Origin of the sequence: Phenylobacterium sp. (assembly GCF_030654915.1) — a bacterium.
GTDB lineage: Bacteria > Pseudomonadota > Alphaproteobacteria > Caulobacterales > Caulobacteraceae > Phenylobacterium.
The window spans coordinates 1-18872 of record NZ_JAURWM010000276.1; the positions used below are offsets into that span (position 1 = coordinate 1).

Sequence of the window (18872 nt, forward strand, 5' to 3'; positions counted from 1 at the left end):
GGCTTGTTGGCGTCGCGCAGGCCGGCCCGAGCCATCTTCATGGCCGAGGACAGCTGTTCGATCGCCTCGTCCTGGCCGTAGACGGCGCGCTTCAGATCGACCTGCAGCTCTTTCAGAGCCTCGGTGTCGGTCTTGGAGACGGACTTCGGCGGGATGCGGGCGATCTTGGCCACGACGGCCTCGACCTCCTTCACGCCAATGACCTTCTTGCGCTTGGACTCGGTCAGCAGCATCTGGCCCGCGCCGGCTTCATCGATGATGTCGATGGCCTTGTCCGGCAGCATGCGGTCGGTGATGTACTTGGCCGACAGCTCCACCGCCGCCTTGATGGCGTCGTTGGTGTAGCGAAGCTTGTGGAAGTCCTCGTAGTAGGTCTTCAAGCCCTTCAGGATCTTGATCGTGTCGTCGATGGTCGGTTCGTTGACGTCGATCTTCTGGAACCGGCGAACCAGCGCCCGATCCTTCTCGAAGTGCTGACGGAACTCCTTGTAGGTCGTGGAGCCCATGCACCGCAGGGTGCCCGAAGCCAGGGCCGGCTTCAGCAGGTTCGAAGCGTCCATGGCCCCGCCGCTGGTCGCGCCGGCGCCGATGACCGTGTGGATCTCGTCGATGAACAGGATCGCGTCGGCGTGGTTCTCGAGTTCCTTGACCACCTGCTTCACGCGTTCTTCGAAGTCGCCGCGATAACGGGTGCCCGCCAGCAGGCTGCCCATGTCGAGCGAGAAGATGGTGGAGCCGGAGAGCACCTCGGGCACCTGGCCGTCGACGATCTTGCGGGCCAGGCCCTCGGCGATGGCGGTCTTGCCAACGCCCGGGTCGCCCACCAGCAGCGGGTTGTTCTTGGTGCGCCGGCACAGGATCTGAATGCAGCGCTCGACCTCGGCCGACCGCCCGATCAGCGGATCGACCTTACCCTGCTTGGCCTTCTCATTGAGGTTCACGCAGTAGGCTTCGAGCGCCTCGCCGCCGGTCTTGACCGCGGGCTTGTCCTCGTCCTCGGCGCCCTTGGCGGCCTTGGGCTGGTCGGCCCCGGCCTTCTTGGCGATGCCGTGGGCGATGTAGTTCACCGCGTCGTACCGCGTCATGTCCTGCTCTTGCAGGAAGTAGGCGGCATGGCTCTCGCGCTCGGAGAAGATGGCCACGAGCACATTGGCCCCGGTCACTTCCTCACGGCCCGAAGACTGGACGTGGATCACCGCACGCTGGATCACGCGCTGGAACGACGAGGTAGGCTTGGCGTCCTCGCCGTCATCGACGACCAGGGACCGCAGCTCGTTGTCCACATAATTGGTGAGAGTGGTGCGCAGGGCCGCGAGATCCACGTCGCACGCCCGCATGACACCAGCTGAATCCTCATCGTCGATGAGGGAGAGCAGCAGATGCTCAAGCGTCGCGTACTCGTGCTTTCGCTGATTGGCGAAGGCCACCGCGCGGTGGAGAGATTCTTCTAGATGGCGCGAGAATGACGGCACTCTGGGCCTCAATCCTTTTCCATGGTGCATTGCAGCGGGTGTTGATGCCGTCTTGCGGTATCAACGACCTGGGCCACCTTTGTTTCCGCCACTTCGTAAGTAAACACGCCGCACACTCCCACCCCATGTTGGTGGACGTGAAGCATGATCCTGGTCGCGTCTTCGCGCGACTTGTTGAAGTATTGCTCAAGCACGTAAACGACGAATTCCATCGGCGTGTAGTCATCGTTTAGGATGAGCACGCGATACATCGACGGTTTCTGCGTCTTCGGCTTGGTCTGAGTTATGACCGTCGACCGGACGCCCGTATCTTGATCACCTTGCTTTCGCTCGGCCATCTAACAGGTCTCCTGAGGGCGCTCGCCCTCGCTAGCTAAGGATTAGATATGGAAAAGGACGCCGTATGGAAGGGTTGAAATCACTGACAACGATCCCAACACCGCGATCCGCGTGTTTTTGTCACGTCCGGGGCTCGGGTTTCATGCAGGTTTCAATCCTCGGAGGAACGTTTCACGCCGAGCGCGCGTCCGCTGATCACCGCGCCGGGTCCGAATCGCGCCCTTAGGCGATCAACGGCGGTCTCTTCGATCAGCGCGCGGCGCTCGGCTCCAGCGAAGAAATCATGTTCCACGGCGTCAGCCTCGATCAGTTCGGCCATGCCGATGCCGATCAGCCGCCAGAATTTTCCATTCGCCTCCTTGGTCAGTAGTTCCCGGCCGACCTCGAACAGGGTCTTGGCCGTCTGGGTGGGGACGGGCAGGACGCGCCGCCGCGTGATGATCTTGAAGTCGCTCCCGCGCAGCTTGAGCGTGACAACGCGGCCAGCGACGCCGCCGGCGCGCGCCTGACGGGCCACCCGCTCACATAGGGGCGCGAGCTTGTCTTCCAAGTCCGCGAAGCTGTGAAGATCCTCGTTGAAGGTGGTTTCGGCGCTGATCCCCTTGCGCTCCTCGTTGGGATTGACCGGCCGGTTGTCGCGCCCGTGGGCCAGGTCGAAGAGCCGCAGCCCGTTCGCGCCGAACCATTTCGCGAGCGCCTTGGGCTCGGCGCCGGCCAGGTCCCCAACCGTGCGATAGCCGGCGCCCTCAAGGGACTTGATCATCGCCGGGCCAACGCCGGGGATGATGCCGACTGGCCTGGGGGCCAGGAACCCCTGGGCTTCGGCGTCGCCGATCACCGAGAAGCCGCGCGGCTTGTCGAGATCGGAGGCGATCTTGGCCAGGAACTTGTTGGGCGCCAAGCCTATGGAGACGGTGATGCCGATCTCCGCCTCGATCTTGGCCTGCAGCCGCGCCAGGGTCTCGGCGGGCGCCGCGCCGTGCAGGCGCTCGGTGCCGGAGAGGTCCATCCACGCCTCGTCCAGGGACAGCGGCTGCACCAGCGGCGTCAGATCGCGGATCATCGCCATGATCCGCCGGCTTTCGGTCCGATATTTGGTGAAGTCCGGCTTGACGATCACGGCGTCGGGGCAAAGTTGCCGCGCCTTGAACATCGGCATGGCCGAGCGCACGCCCGAATTCCGGGCGATGTAGCAGCAGGTGGTCACCACGCCGCGCTTGCCGCCGCCGACGATCACCGCCTGATCGCGCAAGGTCGGATCGTCCCGCTTTTCGACCGAGGCGTAGAAGGCGTCGCAGTCCATGTGGGCGATGGACAACTGATCCAGCTCGGCGTGCGTCACAACGCGGGGCGAGCCGCAGCGCGGGCACCGCCGGCCAAGGTCGCCGCGCCGGAAGCAATCGCGGCAGAGGCCGCTCATGGCGATAGCGGCCAGAGCCAGGCCGCCCCCCGAACGCCCGAGGAATCGCCATGCTCGGCGCGCCGCACCGGCGTGGTGAAGATGTCGGAGAACACCAGCGGGGTGATGGCGCCGGGCAGCCGCTCATAGAGTTCATCGACATTGGACATGCCGCCGCCCAGCACGATGACGTCCGGGTCGAGCACCCCGCCGACCACCGCCAGGCCCCGGGCCAGCCGGTCGACATAGCGATCGAGCGCGGCCTTGGCGCCGGCCTCGCCGCTCCGGGCCGCGCTGACGACGGCTTCGGCGGTCAGTCGCTCGCCATGATCCCGGGCCAGGCCGGTGCCGGATATCCAAAGCTCCAGGCAGTTGCGGCGGCCGCACCAGCACTCGGGTCCTGGGTGCTCCTGCGCGGTCGGCCAGGGCAGGGGCATGTGGCCCCATTCGCCGGCGATGGCGTTGCGGCCCTCCAGGATGCGCCCGCCGACCGTCACGCCGGCGCCGCAGCCCGTGCCGAGGATCACCGCCAGCACGACCTGGTGGCCCGCGCCCGCGCCGTCGGTGGCTTCCGACAGCGCCAGGCAGTTGGCGTCGTTGGCGTACCGGACCGGCCGCTCCAGCACACGGGCCAGGTCGGCGGGGAAGGGATGGCCGTTGAGCTGAGTGGAGTTGGCGTTGCGCATCAGGCCGGTGATGGGCGAGGGCGATCCCGGACCGCCGACTCCGACGCTGGCGCCCGTGACGCCCGCCTGGCGTTCAGCCTCGGCGACCAGGTCGCGAACCGCCAGCAGGCCAGCCTCATAGCTGCGGGGCGAGCTTGCGCGCACGCGCGCCAGGAAGCGGCCGTCGGCGTCCAGCGCCGCCGCCTCGATCTTCGTGCCGCCGAAATCCACCCCGATCCTTATCATGGGATCATGGTTTGTTCCGTTTCGGGGCTCAGTTCAATGGCCCGCACGGCCCGGTGCTCGCCTTCGGTTTTGCTTGGGCTGTTCGTCGTGCAACCCTGGGGCGGATCTGGATTTCACTTGGCGCGGCGAGCGCCAAACTGCTGGAGCCTCGGCATGAAGCACACTCTTTGGATCACGGCCCTCACGGCCGCCTCGCTGGCGGCCTGTTCGCCAGGGCCGGCGCGGAAAGCCGACACGGCCGAGAGCGCCCCGGCGCCGGCCGCCAAGGCGGTCCCCGTCAACGAAGCGCCGCCCGGCGCCTACAAGATCGACCCGAACCACGCCAGCCTGACCTTCCGGGTCAACCACATGGGCCTGTCGCGCTACACGGCGCGCTTCACCGATATCGCCGCCGATCTGCAGTTCGATCCGGCCAATCCCGCTGCGATGAGCGTGAACGCCACCATCGATCCGCGCTCGATCGAGACCGACTTCCATGGCGACAAGCCCGACTTCGACGCCGAGTTGGCCGGCCCGTCGTGGCTGGATGCGGCGAAGTTTCCGAAAATCACCTTCAGGTCCACCAAGGTCGATGTGACCGGCCCGGCCACCGCCAATGTGACCGGCGATCTCACCTTGCATGGGGTGACCCGCCCGGTGACGCTGGAGACTACGTTCAACGGCGGGGCCAAGCCGAACGGGATGGACCCGGCCGGATCGCGGATCGGCTTCTCGGCGCAGGGCTCGCTCAAGCGCTCGGAGTTTGGCGTCAGCTACGGCATCCCGGCGCCAGGCTCGAACTTCGGGGTCGGCGACGAGGTGGAGTTCTTTATCGAGGCCGAGTTCACCCAGCCGGCCGCGACGCCTGTCCCAGCCCCGGCCCCTGCGGGCTAGGCGCGGGAGCCCTACAGGATCGTCGCCTCGATCGCCCGCCGCAGTTCGTCCCAATCGTCGATGCGCCGGTGCCGGTCGGGCGCGGCGGGGGCCAGGGGCTGCAGGCGCGGATCGGCGACCATCTGGAAGCGATGGACGTGCGGCGCGTTCTGCTCGACCGAGTCGAGGTTCGACATCAGGTCGTCGATGAACGCCGCCGGGCCCTGGACCTGCCGCACCATGCCGGCGGCCAGCGGTCCCTTGGGACCGGTGTTGAGGACCAGCGGATAGTCCATCCGGTGGCGGCCGAGCCAGCGGGCGCGGGCTAGGCGCGCGGGTCCCGGCGCATTGGTCAGGATCACGATATTGGCGTGTCGCGACAGCGCGCGCAGCGCCTCGGCGCCGCCCGGCGCCGGCTCCATGTCGCCGCAGCCGAAGCGGAAAAAATCGTCGAAGTGAACTTTTCCCTCGGTGATCGGCAGATGGTCGCTCTCGCCGGGTCGGTAGATATTCTGGAAAAGCGCGAAGCGATCGACCCTGAACTCCAGGCCGCGATCTTCGAGAAACTTCCCGAAACCCTGCATAAACAGGCCCAATACCTCGTCCACGTCGACCAACAGCAGCGGGCGACGGGTATCCAGCCCCATATCGGCGAGGTTTGGCGGCCTGACGGCGGCGATGGACGGGGTGTTGGGCAGCTTACGACTCCTGAGTGCGGCTAACGCGAGTTTAAGGATATCCGTGAGATCAACGATCCAAAGGTGGGGTCAGCGTCGATTCGCGGGCTTCGAAGCATTGGCGAGACGAAAATGGCCAAGAAGGTCCTCATCGTCGAGGATAACGAGCTGAACATGAAACTCTTTCATGATCTGCTCGATGCCCAAGGCTACGAAACTTTGCAGACCCGAGAGGGATTGCAGGCGCTTGCGTTGGCCCGGGAGCATCGTCCCGACTTGATTCTAATGGATATCCAGCTCCCGGAGATTTCGGGTCTGGAGGTCACCAAGTGGCTGAAGGAAGACGATGAACTCGCCGGTATTCCGGTGGTCGCCGTCACCGCCTTCGCCATGAAGGGCGACGAGGAACGGATCCGTGAGGGGGGCTGCGAGGCCTATATTTCCAAGCCGATCTCGGTATCGCATTTCCTCGACACCATTCGCCGGCTACTGAACTAGCCGCATGTCCGCGCGTATTCTCGTCGTCGATGATATCGAGGCCAATGTCCGCTTGCTCGAAGCCAAGCTGACAGCCGAATATTATGACGTCCTGACGGCGCATGACGGACCGACGGCCCTGGCCATCGCAGCCAGCGAAAAGCCCGACATCGTCCTGCTGGACGTGATGATGCCAGGCATGGATGGTTTCCAGGTCTGCCGCCGGCTGAAAGACGATCCAGAGACGCGCCACGTGCCGGTGGTGCTGGTCACCGCTCTCGACGGCCGCGCCGACCGCATCGCCGGCCTTGAGGCCGGTGCGGACGAATTCCTGACCAAGCCCATCGACGACGTGATGCTGTTTGCGCGCGTGCGCAGCCTGACGCGGCTGAAGATGGTCATCGACGAACTGCGCGACCGCGAGGCCTCTGGCCGCCGCATGGGCGTGATCGCCGGGGCCGCGGCCCGCCTGGGCGCGACCGGGGGCAGGGTGCTGATCGTCGACGATCACGAGCGCCAGGCCCAACGCGTCGCTTCTGAACTCGCCATCGAGCACCGACCGCTGATCGAGGCTGATCCGGAGGCGGCCCTGATGACCGCCAAGGGGCTGGTCGACCTAATCATCGTCAACGCCACCGCGCGCTCGTTCGACGGCCTGCGCTTCGCCGCCCAGCTACGGTCGGACGAGGCGACCCGGCACCTGCCGATCCTGGCCATCGTCGACTTTGATGAGCGCGCGCGCCTGGTGAAGGCCCTGGAAATCGGGGTCAACGACATCCTCGCCAAGCCGATCGATCCCCAGGAGCTGGCCGCCCGCGCCCGCACCCAGATCCGCCGCAAGCGCTACACCGACTACCTGCGGGACAATCTCGACCACTCGCTGGAGCTGGCCGTCACCGACCAGCTGACCGGCCTGCATAACCGCCGCTACATGAACGGGCAGCTCGAGGCCCTGGTGAAGCGCGCATCCCATGGCGGCGACGCCGTCGCCTGCCTGCTGATCGACATCGACCACTTCAAGAAGATCAACGACGGCTATGGCCATGACGTGGGCGACGAGGTGCTGCGCGAGTTCGCCGTGCGTCTGGCCTCCAACGTCCGCGCCATCGACCTGCCTTGCCGCTATGGCGGCGAGGAGTTCGTGGTTGTGATGCCTGACACCACCATCGAGGACGCCGAGCGGATCGCAGAGCGCATCCGCCTGCACGTCGCCGGCTCGCCGTTCCGGGTGATGGGCGGCGCCGAGCTGCTGACTGTCACCATTTCGATCGGGGTGGCGGCGACGATCGGTGAGACTGATCGCCCCGAGGTCCTGCTCAAGCGCGCCGACGAAGCCGTCTACGAGGCCAAGGCCTCGGGCCGCAACCGGGTTGTCGCCAGGGCCGCGTAGCGGCCCTGCGCTGCTCAGCGGCGCTCTTCCAATATCGATCTATCAAGGCCAAGCTCCGCCTCACAACCTGGGGAGGATTGGAATGATCAGGATATCGGCGTGGCTCGGTGTCGCGTTTGGGCTGCTGCTCGGCGTGCTGGAAGCGGTGCGCAACTGGGGCGACTGGCAGTGGTGGCCGTTCTGGGTGGTCGACTACCTGGCCGCGATCATGTTGGTCGTCGGCGGATTGCTGGCGCTACGCGGCTTTGCGGAGCGTTGGCTCAGCGCCGGCTGGGGCTTTGCCAGCGCGATGTTCTGGATGTCGTTCTTCGGTAGCTACCGCGACCTGGTGGAGGCCGGGGCGCAGGTCGGCGCCCGTGAGAAGACCCTGACCTTGATCATCGGGCTGATGTTCGTGGTCGCCCTGGTCGGCTTGGCGCTATCTCTGCTGGGACGCTCGCGGCGTTCCTGACAACGAAAAACGCCCGGCCATGCAGCCGGGCGTTTTCACAGACTGGAGTCTGCGAAGGCTACTTAATCTTGCCTTCTTTGAATTCGACGTGCTTCCGGACTACCGGGTCGTACTTCATCATCACCAATTTCTCGGTCTTGGTGCGGGCGTTCTTCTTGGTCACGTAGAAGTAGCCGGTGTCCGCCGACGAATTCAGACGGATCTTGATGGAGGCGGGCTTCGCCATGGTCGGTCCTCGCGGGGCCGGCTTGACCGGCAGGTGTTCGAAAGAGCGGCGGACAATACGAATCCCAAACCCAAAGTCAATCCGGGCTGGGAAATTGCCGCATGGGGTGATGTCTCAGCCGAGCATGGCTTCGAACTTCGGGGAGAGGATTTCGCGCAAACCGTCGCCGTCGTCCACCAGGAAATAGGCTGCAAGCCCATGTTTTACAGCAAATTGCGGCCCGTCCAGCGCTCCCAGCACGCCAAGCGCCGTGCTGAGCGCGTCAGCGTCCATGCAGGTGCGATGAATCACGCTGACCGAGCGGACGCCGTTGTCGATCGGCCGCCCGAATCGCGGATCGAGGGTGTGGGCGTAGCGGCGTCCCCCGTGATCCAGGAATCGGTGGTAGTCGCCCGAGGTGGCGATCGACAGCCCATGCAGGGCCAGCAGGATCGGCCCTCCGGGCAGGCGCGCGCCGGGCGGCGCCGCGATCTCCACCCACCAGGGCTCGCCATCTGGCTTGACGCCTTGGCCGCGAAGTTCGCCGCCGATCTCAACGAGATGGTCGGGCAGGCCCAGCAGGTTGAGCGCCCGCGACACCTCGTCGACGCCGAAGCCCTTGGCGATGCCCGAGAAGTCCAACGCCAGCCCGCCAGGCTGGAACACCCTGGAGCCCTCCAGGGCCAGTCGGTCCCATCCGCGGGCGCCTAGGGCGGCCGCGATGTCGGCGGGCGCTGGCGGGGCCTCCACGGCCCCGGGGGGGCCAAATCCCCAGAGATCGACGAGCCGTCCCGCCGTGGGGTCGAACGCGCCCTCGCTGGCCTGCGCCCAGGCCAGCGCGCCGGTCAGCACGTGCTGGAAGGCTGGAGCCATGTTCAGCCATGCGCCGGCCGGGGCTTGATTGAACCGGCTGATGTCGGATTGCGGCTCCCACGGGCTCATCTGGGCGACGAGCCGGTTGAGCAGGGCCTGGATGCCGGCCTGGGCGCCGGCCGCGTCGAACCGCGGCGGGGCGAGCGCCTTCGCGCTCCAGGCGACCCCCATGGTGGGGCCGCCGAGCTCGATCATGGCGCCGCCGCGCGGCCGTGCGGCCGGCGGCGACAGCTCAAGGGGAACCGCGACGCGGTTCATTGGGGCGCCCTAGTCCGGGAGGACTTCCAGCGTCGTGACGTAGGAGGCGTTGCGCTCGGCGTTCGGCACGCTGGCCTTGCCGCCACGCACCGAGGCTTCCAGCCAGTACATGCCGGCGTTCGGCCATTTCACGGTGAAGGCCCCCTGGGCGTCCGTGGTCAGCTTCATCTCGCCCGTGCCGCTGCGATAGCGATTGCCGCCTGGAACGACCTCGACCTCGACGCCCGGGGCCGGCTTGCCGTCGAGCATCAGCTTGAAGGTGGCCGCCTCGCCCGCGACGAGATCGTTGGGGTGGGTGACGGGCTCGAGTTCCAGGCCCTTGCCGGTGATCTTGAGGGCTTCCTTGGTGGGGCCGCCGCGGGTGGCGAAGACTTCCAGCCGGCGTTGCGACTGGGTGAGCTTGACCTCGGTGGCGTCCTTCGGGATCGCGGTCGCCAACTCGGCTTCGTTGCCGCGCCAGCGCTTGGCCTCGCCGTTCAGCTTGTAGGAGGCCATCAGGCCATCGCTGACATTGGTGATCTTGTAGGTGCCGGGCTTGTCGAGCTGGACGTCGAAGGTGCTGCGGTACTTGCCCGTCGCGCCGTTCTTGATCTCGCCCTTCGAGCCGTCGGGCGCGACGACGGCGATGCCGTCCAGCCGCATCGGCACGTGATCGAAATAGAAGAGGTCGTTGGAGACCGCGGCGTCGAACGTGATCCAGGGATCATTGCCCGACAGCACCGTGGCCGAGGGCAGCAGCCACTGGCGGTGGGCGTTGGCGGCGACCGGAGCGGCCAGCAGGGCGACGAGGGAGACGGCGGCGAGCGCGCCGCGACGAAGCGAGATCATCTGATGGATCCTTCTGGGGTTCACGGCTTGACGGTGACGCTCATTGCGCCGAGCTCGCTGGAGCCCTTCGCCGAGGAGGTGGCGCGGGCCTTGGGCGGCCATTGGAACGGGGCGCGGAGCACTTCGACGCCGCCGACTTCACGGGCGGCCTCGACGACCAGGTTGTACTGGCCGGCCGGGAGGTTCCCCAGCGGCGAGGCTCCGCCCTTGAACACCACCTGGTGCTTGCCAGGCGCGCGGGTCGCGGCGCTGACGCCGTCGGCCGGCAGGCTCATGTCGCGGCCGGCGCGGCGCCACCACTGGCGCATGTCCTTCAGCCACTTCTGACCTTCGTTGTTCTTCAGCTTGACGTCGTACCAGACGGCCAGCGTCTTCACGGCGGTCTTGTCGGGGTTCTCGATCCAGACCGCGACATAGGGCCGGTGATACTCGGCCACCGTCAGTCGCGGGATCTCCAGGCTGAGTTCCAGGTCGGCCGCCAGGGCGGGGCTCGCCATCAGGCCGGTCAAGGCGGCGGTGTAGACGGGCAGGCGCATGGAGGCTCCAGTCAATGGAGGAAGAGGAGGACGAGGATCAGGGGTACGGCAAGGCCCAGGCCGACCAGCGGCCAGGTGATCTTGCGAGCCCGTGAATGAAGCTGCAGCAGCACCAGGCCGGTCGCGCAGAACACGATGCAGCCGATGGCGAAGATGTCGAGGAACAGGCTCCAGACCGCGCCGGAGTTGCGCCCCTTGTGCAGGTCGTTGAGATAGGCGATCGCACCCCGGTCGGTGCGTTCGTGCAGCACCTCGCCGGACACGGCGTCGAAGGTCACCCAGCCGTCGCCGCCCGGGCGCGGCAGCGAGACATAGGCCTCGTCGTCGGTCCACTCGATGGGCGCGGCCTTGGGGGCCTTCACGTCGAGGTCCTTGGCCAGCCAGACGCGGATATCCTCGGGCAGTGCGCCTTTCGAGGTCTGGGCGGTCTTGGCCGCGGCGATCAGTTCGGGCGGAAGCTGGCCTTCGACCTCGATCGTCTGGGGCTTGGTCTCGATGGCCCCGGCGTGGTTGAGGGTGATGCCGGTGATGGCGAACAACAGCATGCCGACCAGGCAGATCGCGGCGCTGATCCAGTGCCACTGGACCATCTGGCGCATGAGTGCGGCGCGGCGCTGAGCCGCGCGCTTGGCGCGAGCCTTAGCCTCATCGATGGCCGGTTTGGCGCCAACGAGCTCAGAAGCCGACAAAATCCAAATCCCCCGCAGGTGCTAAGAATGGTTCGCACTAACAACGGGGGCGGCCAAGCGCAAGCTTGTTGCGAATAATTCGCAGCTGAAACGTGTTGGCGCTACAGGTGGGTCAGCTTCGTCTTGTTGGCGCCAAAGCGCATGAACGGCTGCGGCCGGCTGGGGTCTTCCAGGCGCTGGATGGCCTCGCCGATCACGGTGCGGGTCACCGAGGGCAGGGGCAGGGCGATGGCCTCGTCGAAGTCGACCCAGGCGATCTCTTCCAGTTCGCCGCAGTCCGGCTGGCGCTCCAAGCTTATCAGATGCTCGGCCTCGGCCATCAGAAACCAGGTGTCGAACCGCTTGGCCAGCATGGCCGGCGTCACCGCGCGGGCGATGATTTGCAGGGCTTCCAGGTCGGCCGCCGCGCCGTGGGCGGCGAACTCGCGCCAGGGACCAGCCACGGGTCGCGGCGGAACCGGCTTGGCGAGCAGCAGCCCGGCCTCCTCATAGGTCTCGCGCACCGCCGCCAACGCCAGGGCCCGGCCCCGGCTCATCGGGATGTGGGCCTCGAACTTGGCCGCCACGTCGGGCTTCAGATCGGTGGCGAAGGGCGCGCGGAAATCGCTGCGGTCGATCCGGCCGCCGGGGAACACCCAGAGGTTCGGCATGAAGTCATGGCCGCTGTGGCGCTTGCCCATCAACACCTGGGGCTTGCTGCGGTCACGACGGACGATGATGAGGGTGGCGGCGTTACGCGGACGCACCGCGCGGGCGCCGTCGGCGCGAAGTCGACCGCCCTCCGGGCGCCGGACTGTTTCAACATTGCTCATGAAACAACTGTATGAGCCGACTCAGGCCGAGGGAATACCGACCTTAGGTCAACCGCGCCACGCGACGAGCATCGCGTCGGCCGCGATCCCGCCCACGCCCGCCCAATTGGCGCCCGTCGCGGTTGATATTGTCCAAGCTCACCTTGGCGAAGACGGCGGTTTGGGCCGTAAACCCTGCCGACAACAGCGCCCACATCTGCCAGGAAGAGAGCATGACTTTCATTCAATCCGTCCTGGCCCGCCTCGGCGCCGCTCACATCGACTTGCTGGCGTCATGATCGGACGCCTGAAGTCACTGCTGGGCAAGCTCGAGACGCGAACCCTGGTGGTGCTGGTCGCCCTGGTCGGGGTGCCGTCGCTCTTCCTCTCCATCGCCGGCGAGGTGGCCGAGGGCGAGACCGCGGCGCTGGACCGGCGGCTTTTGCTGGCCTTCCGCTCGCCCGGCGATCCCTCCGATCCGCTCGGACCGCGATGGTTCGAAGAATCGATGCGCGACATCACCGCGCTCGGCGGCTTCACCGTGGTCACCCTTCTCACCATCGTGGCTGTCTTGCTGCTGGTCTTCCATCAGCGACGTCGCGAGGCCCTGATTTTCGCGGGGACAGTGATCTTGGCCTATGCCTCCAGCGAGGTCCTGAAGGCGTTCTACGACCGCGACCGACCCATGCTCGTGGCCCACGGCAGCATCGTCTATTCGCAGAGTTTCCCGAGCGGGCATTCGACCGCGGCCGCCGCCACCTTCCTAACCTTGGCGACGGTGCTGGCGAGCTTCGAAAGCCGGCGGCGAACCAAGGCGCTGATCTACGCCCTGGCCATCACCGCCATGATCGCCGTGGGCGTCAGCCGGGTCTATCTGGGGGTCCATTGGCCGACCGACGTACTGGCCGGCTGGGCGCTCGGCGCCAGCTGGGCGCTGGCGGCGTGGATAGTTCTGGTCTTCACTCAGCCGAAACGAGCCTGACGCCAAAGCCGCCGTCGCCCGCGCACAGCAGGACGACGCCGGCCTGCCGCAGCGCCGTCTCGATCAAGGCGGCTGTCGAGCGGTGCAGGGCGTGACGTCCGCTCTCAAAGTCGCGGATCGTGCTGCGCGACACGCCGGCGGTCCGCGCCAGGTGATCCTGCGTCCAATCCAGCAGCCCGCGCGCCGCTCGGCACTGGCAGGGATGGATGACGTCGTTGTGTCCGGCGGTTTCAGCCATTTTGGTTGATCTGCGCCCAAAACACCCCAAATTCAAGCGGCTCACGCTCAAGTTTCCGGGAGGCACATGCCCCACCACACGCCGCTGATCGCCACCATTGTCGCGGGCCTCGTGGCCGCGTTCGCCCTGGGCGCCATCGCCCAGCGACTGCGGTTGTCGCCCTTGGTGGGCTATCTGCTGGCGGGGGTTCTCGTCGGGCCGTTCACGCCGGGCTACGTCGCCGACCAGAAGATCGCCAATGAGTTGGCCGAGATCGGCGTGATTCTGCTGATGTTCGGGGTCGGGCTGCATTTCTCGCTGAAGGACTTGCTGGCGGTTCGCAAGATCGCGGTGCCGGGCGCGCTCGGCCAGATGGCCGTCGCCACCCTGCTCGGGATGGGTCTGGCCGCCTTGATGGGCTGGCCGCTGATTTCAGGGCTGGTGTTCGGCCTGGCGCTCTCGGTCGCCTCGACGGTGGTGTTGCTGCGCGGGTTGCAGGAGCGGCGGCTGATCCAGACCGACCGCGGCAAGATCGCCGTCGGCTGGTTGATCGTCGAGGACCTGGCCATGGTCCTAGCCCTGGTGCTGCTGCCGGCCCTGGCCGGGGCGCTGAAGGCCGGGGAGGGTGCGGTCGATCCGATGACCGCCTGGGTCATGCCGCTGGGCGTCACCCTGCTGAAGGTCGGCGGCTTCGTCGCCTTCATGCTGATTGTCGGGCGCCGACTGGTGCCCTGGCTGCTGCACTATGTGGCCCATACAGGATCGCGCGAACTGTTTCGCCTGGCGGTGCTGGCCGTCGCGCTCGGCGTCGCCTTCGGCGCGGCGATGCTGTTCGGCGTCTCTTTCGCGCTCGGGGCCTTCTTCGCCGGCATGATCCTGGCCGAATCCGAACTCAGCCAGCGGGCGGCCGAGGAGACCCTGCCGCTGCGCGACGCCTTCGCTGTGCTGTTCTTCGTGTCGGTCGGCATGCTGTTCAACCCTTTCGTGGTGCTGGCCCATCCGTGGACCGTGCTGGCGGTGCTGGGCATCATCATTGTCGGCAAGTCGCTGGCGGCGATGGCGATCATCAAGGCCTTCGGCCGCTCGAACACCACCGCCGTCACGGTGGCGGCCAGCCTGGCCCAGATTGGCGAGTTCTCCTTCATCCTGGCGACCATGGGCGTTGATCTGGAGATCCTGCCCAAGGAGGGCCGCGACCTGATCCTGGCCGGCGCGATCATCTCGATCATGCTCAACCCCTTCATCTTCGGCCTGGCCACGCGCACCCCGCGCGCCCAGCCCTCGCCGGCTGTCCCGACGCCAGATCCCGAACCCGCCAACGATCTGTCGCCAACCCAGCTGGGCGGTCACACCATCCTGATCGGCTATGGCCAGGTGGGCGAGGTGGTGGCTTCGGGATTGAGGGCGCAGGCCGCGCCCTTCGTCCTGGTGGAGAACCAGACCGAGATGGCGCTCAAGGCCCGAAACCATGGCTATGAGACCATCATCGGCGCCGCCACCGATCCCAGGGTGCTGGAGGCGGCCGGCATCGAGCGCGCCGTGCGGGTGTTCGTCGCCGTCGCCGACGGCTTCGAGGGCGGCGGCGTGGTCGACAAGGCGCGCAAGGCCAATCCGGGGCTGGAGATCGTGGCGCGGGCCCATTCCGACGCCGAAGCCACCCACCTGATCGCCCACGGCGCCGACCGGGTCGTGATGGGCGAGGCCCAGATCGCCCGCGGCATGCTCGAACCCGAAGGCCCGCTGGAAGGCGCGCTGCCTCCATTGGGCGCCGAGCTGGCCCCCACCGGCCCCAGGCTGCTGATCCTCGACGACGCCGAGCGCGCGGTGCTGGCTGTTCTGCGGGACATGGACATATGGCCTGGCGAGGCGATGTCGCGCCAGCCGGTCCGCGACGCCGCCATCGCCCGCGGCTTCAAGGGCGAACGCCTCGACACCGCGTTCACGTCGCTGCGGGACAAGGAGTGCCTGCTGGAGCTCGGCGACGAGCGGATCACCGTGACCAAGCAAGGCTTCCTGGCGGGCTTGCAGCCCGCCTAGCGGCGCCGGAACTCGGGTTGGAAGTCCTCTTCCTAGGGCCTATTTCATCACGCCCTCAAGTACGCCTTGCGGCGTCACTTTGAGAAGCAGAACGCGCCCCGCCGTAGGCGGAGCCGTCATAGGCTCTCCGGGCTGGCGGTCAGCGAAGTTGACTTGGAGCTCATTTGAGCTCCGTGGAATGGTGATGGACTGCGGGGCGATGCGGTCGCCGATGAAAAATCCATTTGTGGTCTTATAACCATCGGATCCCTTGATCGCGGCCACGATAAAATAGAAGAGGCCGCTGCCGCCCGCGTCCTGGGTGACAATAAAGGCTATGTCTTCTTGGCCATCGTTATTGAAATCGCCTCGTCCCTCATCGCCAAAATAGCGCGTGGTTGTTGAACTCGCGGACTCCGGAGCCGACTGGATGCTCGATATGCCGTTCTTAAGAGTTACGGATTGCCCATCGAGCGTGAATGTTGAGTTCTTGGGGTCGAAAGTGACCTGACCGGCTGGCGCCGCTTGATCGATGGACGCCGCCGGCGCGGTCGCCGGCCCTGCAGACGCCACGGGGGCAGAGGCGGGCATGGCGGGAGCCGGCGCGTCCCCTGCTGGTTTCACCAGGAGATACAGGCCTCCCGCCGCCAGGACAGCGATGACCGCGACTGAGACGCCCACGTTCTTGTTCATGTACTGACTACGCCGTTCTACCAGTGAAGCTTCGCAAAATTCCATTGGCGAGCCGTCAGCCCGCTAGCGGCGCTTGCCGCTCTTCGTCTTGGCCTTGGCCTTGGTCTTGCCGGCCCCGCCGCCGCGCTTGGGGCCGGTGAAGGTGCGGGCGCGCACGCCCAGGCGCGGGCGGGGCGCGTTCGGATCGACGGGCAGGGGCTCGCTGATCATCTCGAAGACCAGCCCACCGGTGATGGGGGCGGCCTCCTTGAGCTTGACCTGCACCGAGGTTCCCAGCGGCCAGCGGCGGCCGGTGCGTTCGCCGACCAGGGCGTGAGCCTTGTCGTCGTGCACGAAGTACTCGTCGCCCAGGGTCGAGACCGGCACCAGCCCGTCGGCCCCGGTTTCGTCCAGGCGGACGAACAGGCCAAAGCGGGTGACGCCGGTGATGCGGCCGGGGAACTCCGCGCCGACCCGGTCGGAGAGGAAGGACGCCACATAGCGGTCGGTGGCGTCGCGTTCGGCCGCCATCGAGCGTCGCTCGGCGAAGGTGATCCGCTCGGCGGTGTCCTTCATCTGGGAGATGTCGCGGTCGGTGATGCCGTCGTCGCCCAGGCCCAGCGCGCGGATCAGGGCTCGGTGCACGATCAGGTCGGCATAGCGGCGGATCGGCGAGGTGAAGTGGGCGTAGCGGTCAAGATTCAGCCCGAAGTGGCCGATGTTCTCGGTCGAGTAGATCGCCTGCATCTGGGTGCGCAGCACGACCTCGTTGATGATCTGGGCGCTCGGACCCTCGCGGGTCTCTTCCAGCAGCTTGTTGAAGCGGTCGGTGCGCGGCGCCTCGCCCTTGTTCCAGGCGATCCCCAGGGTCTGCAGGAACTCGGCCAGCGACTGGACCTTCTCCTGACTGGGCGTGTCGTGGATCCGGTAGATCAGCGGGCTCTTCTTCTGCTCCAGGGTCTCGGCGGCGCAGACATTGGCCTGCACCATCATCTCCTCGATCAGTTTGTGAGCCTCCAGCGCGGCGCGCGGCGTGATCGAGGTGACCTCGCCCTCGGCGTTGATGACGATCTTCCGCTCCTGGCTCTCGATGGCCAGGGGCGAGCGGGCGCGGCGGCCCTTCATCATCGTCTCATAGGCCGCCCACAGCGGCTTCAAGATCGGTTCCAGCAGCGGGTTGGTCTGGTCGTCGGGGAAGCCGTCGATCGCGCGCTGCGCCTGCTCGTAGGAGAGCTTGGCGGCCGAACGCATCAGGCCGCGGACGAACTTGTGCGAGCGCTTGCGGCCGTCCTTGCCGAACACCATCCGCACCGCCAGGCAGGCGCGGTTCTCGCCTTGCCGCAGCGAGCAGAGACCGGCCGACAGCCGCTCTGGCAGCATCGGCTCGACCCGGTCGGGGAAGTAGGTGGAGTTGCCCTTGTCGCGCGCGTCGCGGTCCAGGGCCGAGTCCGAGCGGACATAGGCCGCGACATCGGCGATGGCGACCCAGACGATCCAGCCGCCCTCGTTGGCCGGGTCGGTGTCGGCCTCGGCATAGACCGCGTCGTCGTGGTCGCGGGCGTCCGGCGGATCGATGGTGACCAGCGGAACCGCGCGCAGGTCCTCGCGGCCCTTAAGGGTCGGGGCCTCGGCGGCCTCGGCCTCGGCTTCGGCGTCCTGGCTGAAGCCGGTGGGGATGCCGTGCGAGTGAATGGCGATCAGCGAGGCGGCGCGCGGTTGGTCCACCCGGCCCACGACCTCCAGGACCTTGCCGCGCTTGGGGCCGTAGCGTTCCTCGACCGTGATCTGGGCCAGGACCAGATCGCCGTCGCTCAGGTTCGCGGCCTCGGCCGGAACCAGGATCATGCTCTCCTTGGAGCGGCGATCGACCGGTTCGACCCGGACCTGCTTGTTCTCCTTGCGGACGACGCCGAGGATGCGGTGGGCGCTTTGGCCCAGACGCTTGATCACCCGGGCTTCGAGCTCGCCGTTCTCGCGCTTCTCGAAGCGCACCAGCATCCGGTCGCCCAGGCCCGGCGCGCCGCCCACGGCGCCCGTGCGGTCGGGAGCCAGCCGCACCAGCGGGACATCGTCGCCCTTGACCAGCTTGACCAGCAGGTCGCCGTCCGGATCGCGCTCGACCACGTCCACGACGCCCACCGGCGGCACGGCGCCGGATTCGGAGAAGCCCTTGCGGCCGCGCTTGCCCAGCGCGCCGGAGGTCTCGAGTTCCTTGAGCATGTCGCGCAGGGCGCGGCGGTCATTGCCCTTCAGGCCAAAGGCGCGCGCGATGTCGGCCTTCTCGGCTTCACCGGCCTCGCGAATGAACTTCAGCAAGGTCTCGCGATCGGGCAGCCCCTGAGGTGGCCTTTCGGTCTTGGGGGCGAAGCGCGTGGATTTCAGCGTACGTGTCTTGGCCATGTCCCTAGATAGCCGCTGCGCGGGGTTTGCGCGACGGGCTATCGAGCTACGCAGGTTCAGCTGCTCGCGCGGTTGCGGCGCCAGCCGATGAACATGCAGATCGAGCCGAGAGTTCCTGGGATCGCGCTGAGCAGATCGAGGTCGGCCAACTTCAGGATCAGGCTGCAAAGCATCAGCCCGACCCCGATGCCGCTCAGGCCGGTGATCTGGCGCAGGTAGGCGCTGCGTCGCTTCTCGCGTCGCTCCTTGCGCCAGGCTTCCAGCTCTTGGTCGCCGCCATCGGAGGGCGCGACACCCAGTTCAGCCAAGCTGGGCGCGCGTTGGCTTGGGGCCGGAGGCGCATAGGCCATGGGCTTGCGGCGGCCGAACGTCGGCGTCTCCGGCATGTGAGGCTCCCTGGCGCGCGCACAGGTTGCCGGCCGCCGGTTAAGGCCGCC

At 66.9% G+C, this 18872-nt stretch carries 21 protein-coding genes; 6 read left to right on the forward strand and 15 right to left on the reverse strand.

Annotated elements, in window-relative coordinates; translation table 11 throughout:
• The 4 genes from Q7T84_RS14470 to Q7T84_RS14485 form a co-directional block, all read right to left on the reverse strand.
• A partial coding sequence (locus Q7T84_RS14470) for an AAA family ATPase (RefSeq protein ID WP_304810162.1) occupies window positions 1-1472 on the reverse strand: 1472 nt, incomplete at its 3' end.
• A gap of 8 nt (window positions 1473-1480) precedes the next feature.
• Window positions 1481-1810 (reverse strand): ATP-dependent Clp protease adapter ClpS, encoded by a 330-nt coding sequence (gene clpS / locus Q7T84_RS14475; RefSeq protein ID WP_056734830.1) that lies wholly within the window; start codon window positions 1808-1810, stop codon window positions 1481-1483.
• A 152-nt stretch (window positions 1811-1962) separates the two neighbouring features.
• Window positions 1963-3231 (reverse strand): DNA polymerase IV, encoded by a 1269-nt coding sequence (locus Q7T84_RS14480; protein ID WP_304810166.1) that lies wholly within the window; start codon window positions 3229-3231, stop codon window positions 1963-1965.
• Complete coding sequence (locus Q7T84_RS14485; protein ID WP_304810168.1) at window positions 3228-4121, reverse strand: ROK family protein; 894 nt, start codon at window positions 4119-4121, stop codon at window positions 3228-3230. The genes Q7T84_RS14480 and Q7T84_RS14485 overlap by 4 nt, the downstream gene beginning before the upstream one ends.
• A gap of 153 nt (window positions 4122-4274) precedes the next feature.
• Here Q7T84_RS14485 and Q7T84_RS14490 point away from each other — a divergent pair, with 153 nt between their 5' ends.
• Entirely contained in the window at window positions 4275-4994 is a 720-nt protein-coding gene (locus tag Q7T84_RS14490; protein ID WP_304810170.1) for a YceI family protein, read from the forward strand.
• 11 nt (window positions 4995-5005) lie between these two features.
• On the opposite strand, the gene Q7T84_RS14495 is transcribed toward Q7T84_RS14490, so the two are convergent.
• Window positions 5006-5620, reverse strand: a complete 615-nt coding sequence (locus Q7T84_RS14495; RefSeq protein ID WP_304810172.1) for a hypothetical protein — start codon at window positions 5618-5620, stop codon at window positions 5006-5008.
• Between the two features lie 162 nt (window positions 5621-5782).
• Between Q7T84_RS14495 and Q7T84_RS14500 the strand changes: the two genes are divergently transcribed.
• From Q7T84_RS14500 to Q7T84_RS14510, 3 genes are all read left to right on the forward strand, one after another.
• The gene (locus tag Q7T84_RS14500; RefSeq protein WP_304810176.1) at window positions 5783-6148 is read left to right on the forward strand and encodes a response regulator; all 366 of its coding nucleotides are present in this window, start codon (window positions 5783-5785) and stop codon (window positions 6146-6148) included.
• Between the two features lie 4 nt (window positions 6149-6152).
• Window positions 6153-7517 (forward strand): PleD family two-component system response regulator, encoded by a 1365-nt coding sequence (locus Q7T84_RS14505; RefSeq protein ID WP_304810178.1) that lies wholly within the window; start codon window positions 6153-6155, stop codon window positions 7515-7517.
• A gap of 82 nt (window positions 7518-7599) precedes the next feature.
• On the forward strand, window positions 7600-7968 hold the full coding sequence (locus Q7T84_RS14510) for a hypothetical protein (protein ID WP_304810180.1): 369 nt from the start codon (window positions 7600-7602) through the stop codon (window positions 7966-7968).
• Between the two features lie 58 nt (window positions 7969-8026).
• Here the strand turns inward: Q7T84_RS14510 and rpmG are convergent, their stop codons facing one another.
• The 6 genes from rpmG to Q7T84_RS14540 form a co-directional block, all read right to left on the reverse strand.
• A complete protein-coding gene (gene rpmG, locus Q7T84_RS14515) occupies window positions 8027-8194 on the reverse strand; it encodes a 50S ribosomal protein L33 (RefSeq protein ID WP_056018215.1) in 168 nt (55 codons plus the stop codon).
• Between the two features lie 114 nt (window positions 8195-8308).
• Window positions 8309-9304 (reverse strand): FAD:protein FMN transferase, encoded by a 996-nt coding sequence (locus Q7T84_RS14520; protein WP_304810184.1) that lies wholly within the window; start codon window positions 9302-9304, stop codon window positions 8309-8311.
• A gap of 9 nt (window positions 9305-9313) precedes the next feature.
• On the reverse strand, window positions 9314-10132 hold the full coding sequence (locus Q7T84_RS14525; RefSeq protein WP_304810186.1) for a DUF4198 domain-containing protein: 819 nt from the start codon (window positions 10130-10132) through the stop codon (window positions 9314-9316).
• Window positions 10133-10152: 20 nt separating this feature from the next.
• Window positions 10153-10668 carry a DUF2271 domain-containing protein gene (locus tag Q7T84_RS14530; protein WP_304810188.1) on the reverse strand — a complete coding sequence of 172 codons (516 nt, stop codon included), beginning with the start codon at window positions 10666-10668 and terminating at the stop codon, window positions 10153-10155.
• 11 nt (window positions 10669-10679) lie between these two features.
• The gene (locus Q7T84_RS14535; RefSeq protein WP_304810189.1) at window positions 10680-11357 is read right to left on the reverse strand and encodes a PepSY-associated TM helix domain-containing protein; all 678 of its coding nucleotides are present in this window, start codon (window positions 11355-11357) and stop codon (window positions 10680-10682) included.
• A gap of 101 nt (window positions 11358-11458) precedes the next feature.
• Entirely contained in the window at window positions 11459-12169 is a 711-nt protein-coding gene (locus tag Q7T84_RS14540) for an NUDIX domain-containing protein (protein WP_304810191.1), read from the reverse strand.
• Window positions 12170-12443: 274 nt separating this feature from the next.
• On the opposite strand from Q7T84_RS14540, the gene Q7T84_RS14545 reads away from it, so the two are divergent.
• A complete protein-coding gene (locus tag Q7T84_RS14545) occupies window positions 12444-13130 on the forward strand; it encodes a phosphatase PAP2 family protein (protein ID WP_304810193.1) in 687 nt (228 codons plus the stop codon).
• Here the strand turns inward: Q7T84_RS14545 and Q7T84_RS14550 are convergent.
• Window positions 13108-13368, reverse strand: coding sequence for a helix-turn-helix transcriptional regulator (locus tag Q7T84_RS14550; protein WP_304810195.1), 261 nt, complete (start codon window positions 13366-13368; stop codon window positions 13108-13110). The genes Q7T84_RS14545 and Q7T84_RS14550 overlap by 23 nt on opposite strands.
• A gap of 66 nt (window positions 13369-13434) precedes the next feature.
• Between Q7T84_RS14550 and ybaL the strand changes: the two genes are divergently transcribed.
• Window positions 13435-15384, forward strand: coding sequence for a YbaL family putative K(+) efflux transporter (gene ybaL / locus Q7T84_RS14555; RefSeq protein ID WP_304810197.1), 1950 nt, complete (start codon window positions 13435-13437; stop codon window positions 15382-15384).
• 39 nt (window positions 15385-15423) lie between these two features.
• Here ybaL and Q7T84_RS14560 read toward each other — a convergent pair whose 3' ends face one another.
• From Q7T84_RS14560 to Q7T84_RS14570, 3 genes are all read right to left on the reverse strand, one after another.
• The gene (locus Q7T84_RS14560; RefSeq protein ID WP_304810199.1) at window positions 15424-16056 is read right to left on the reverse strand and encodes a hypothetical protein; all 633 of its coding nucleotides are present in this window, start codon (window positions 16054-16056) and stop codon (window positions 15424-15426) included.
• Between the two features lie 63 nt (window positions 16057-16119).
• Window positions 16120-18435, reverse strand: coding sequence for a ribonuclease R (gene rnr, locus Q7T84_RS14565; protein ID WP_304810201.1), 2316 nt, complete (start codon window positions 18433-18435; stop codon window positions 16120-16122).
• A 56-nt stretch (window positions 18436-18491) separates the two neighbouring features.
• Window positions 18492-18821 carry a hypothetical protein gene (locus tag Q7T84_RS14570; protein WP_304810203.1) on the reverse strand — a complete coding sequence of 110 codons (330 nt, stop codon included), beginning with the start codon at window positions 18819-18821 and terminating at the stop codon, window positions 18492-18494.
• Window positions 18822-18872: the final 51 nt, after the last annotated feature.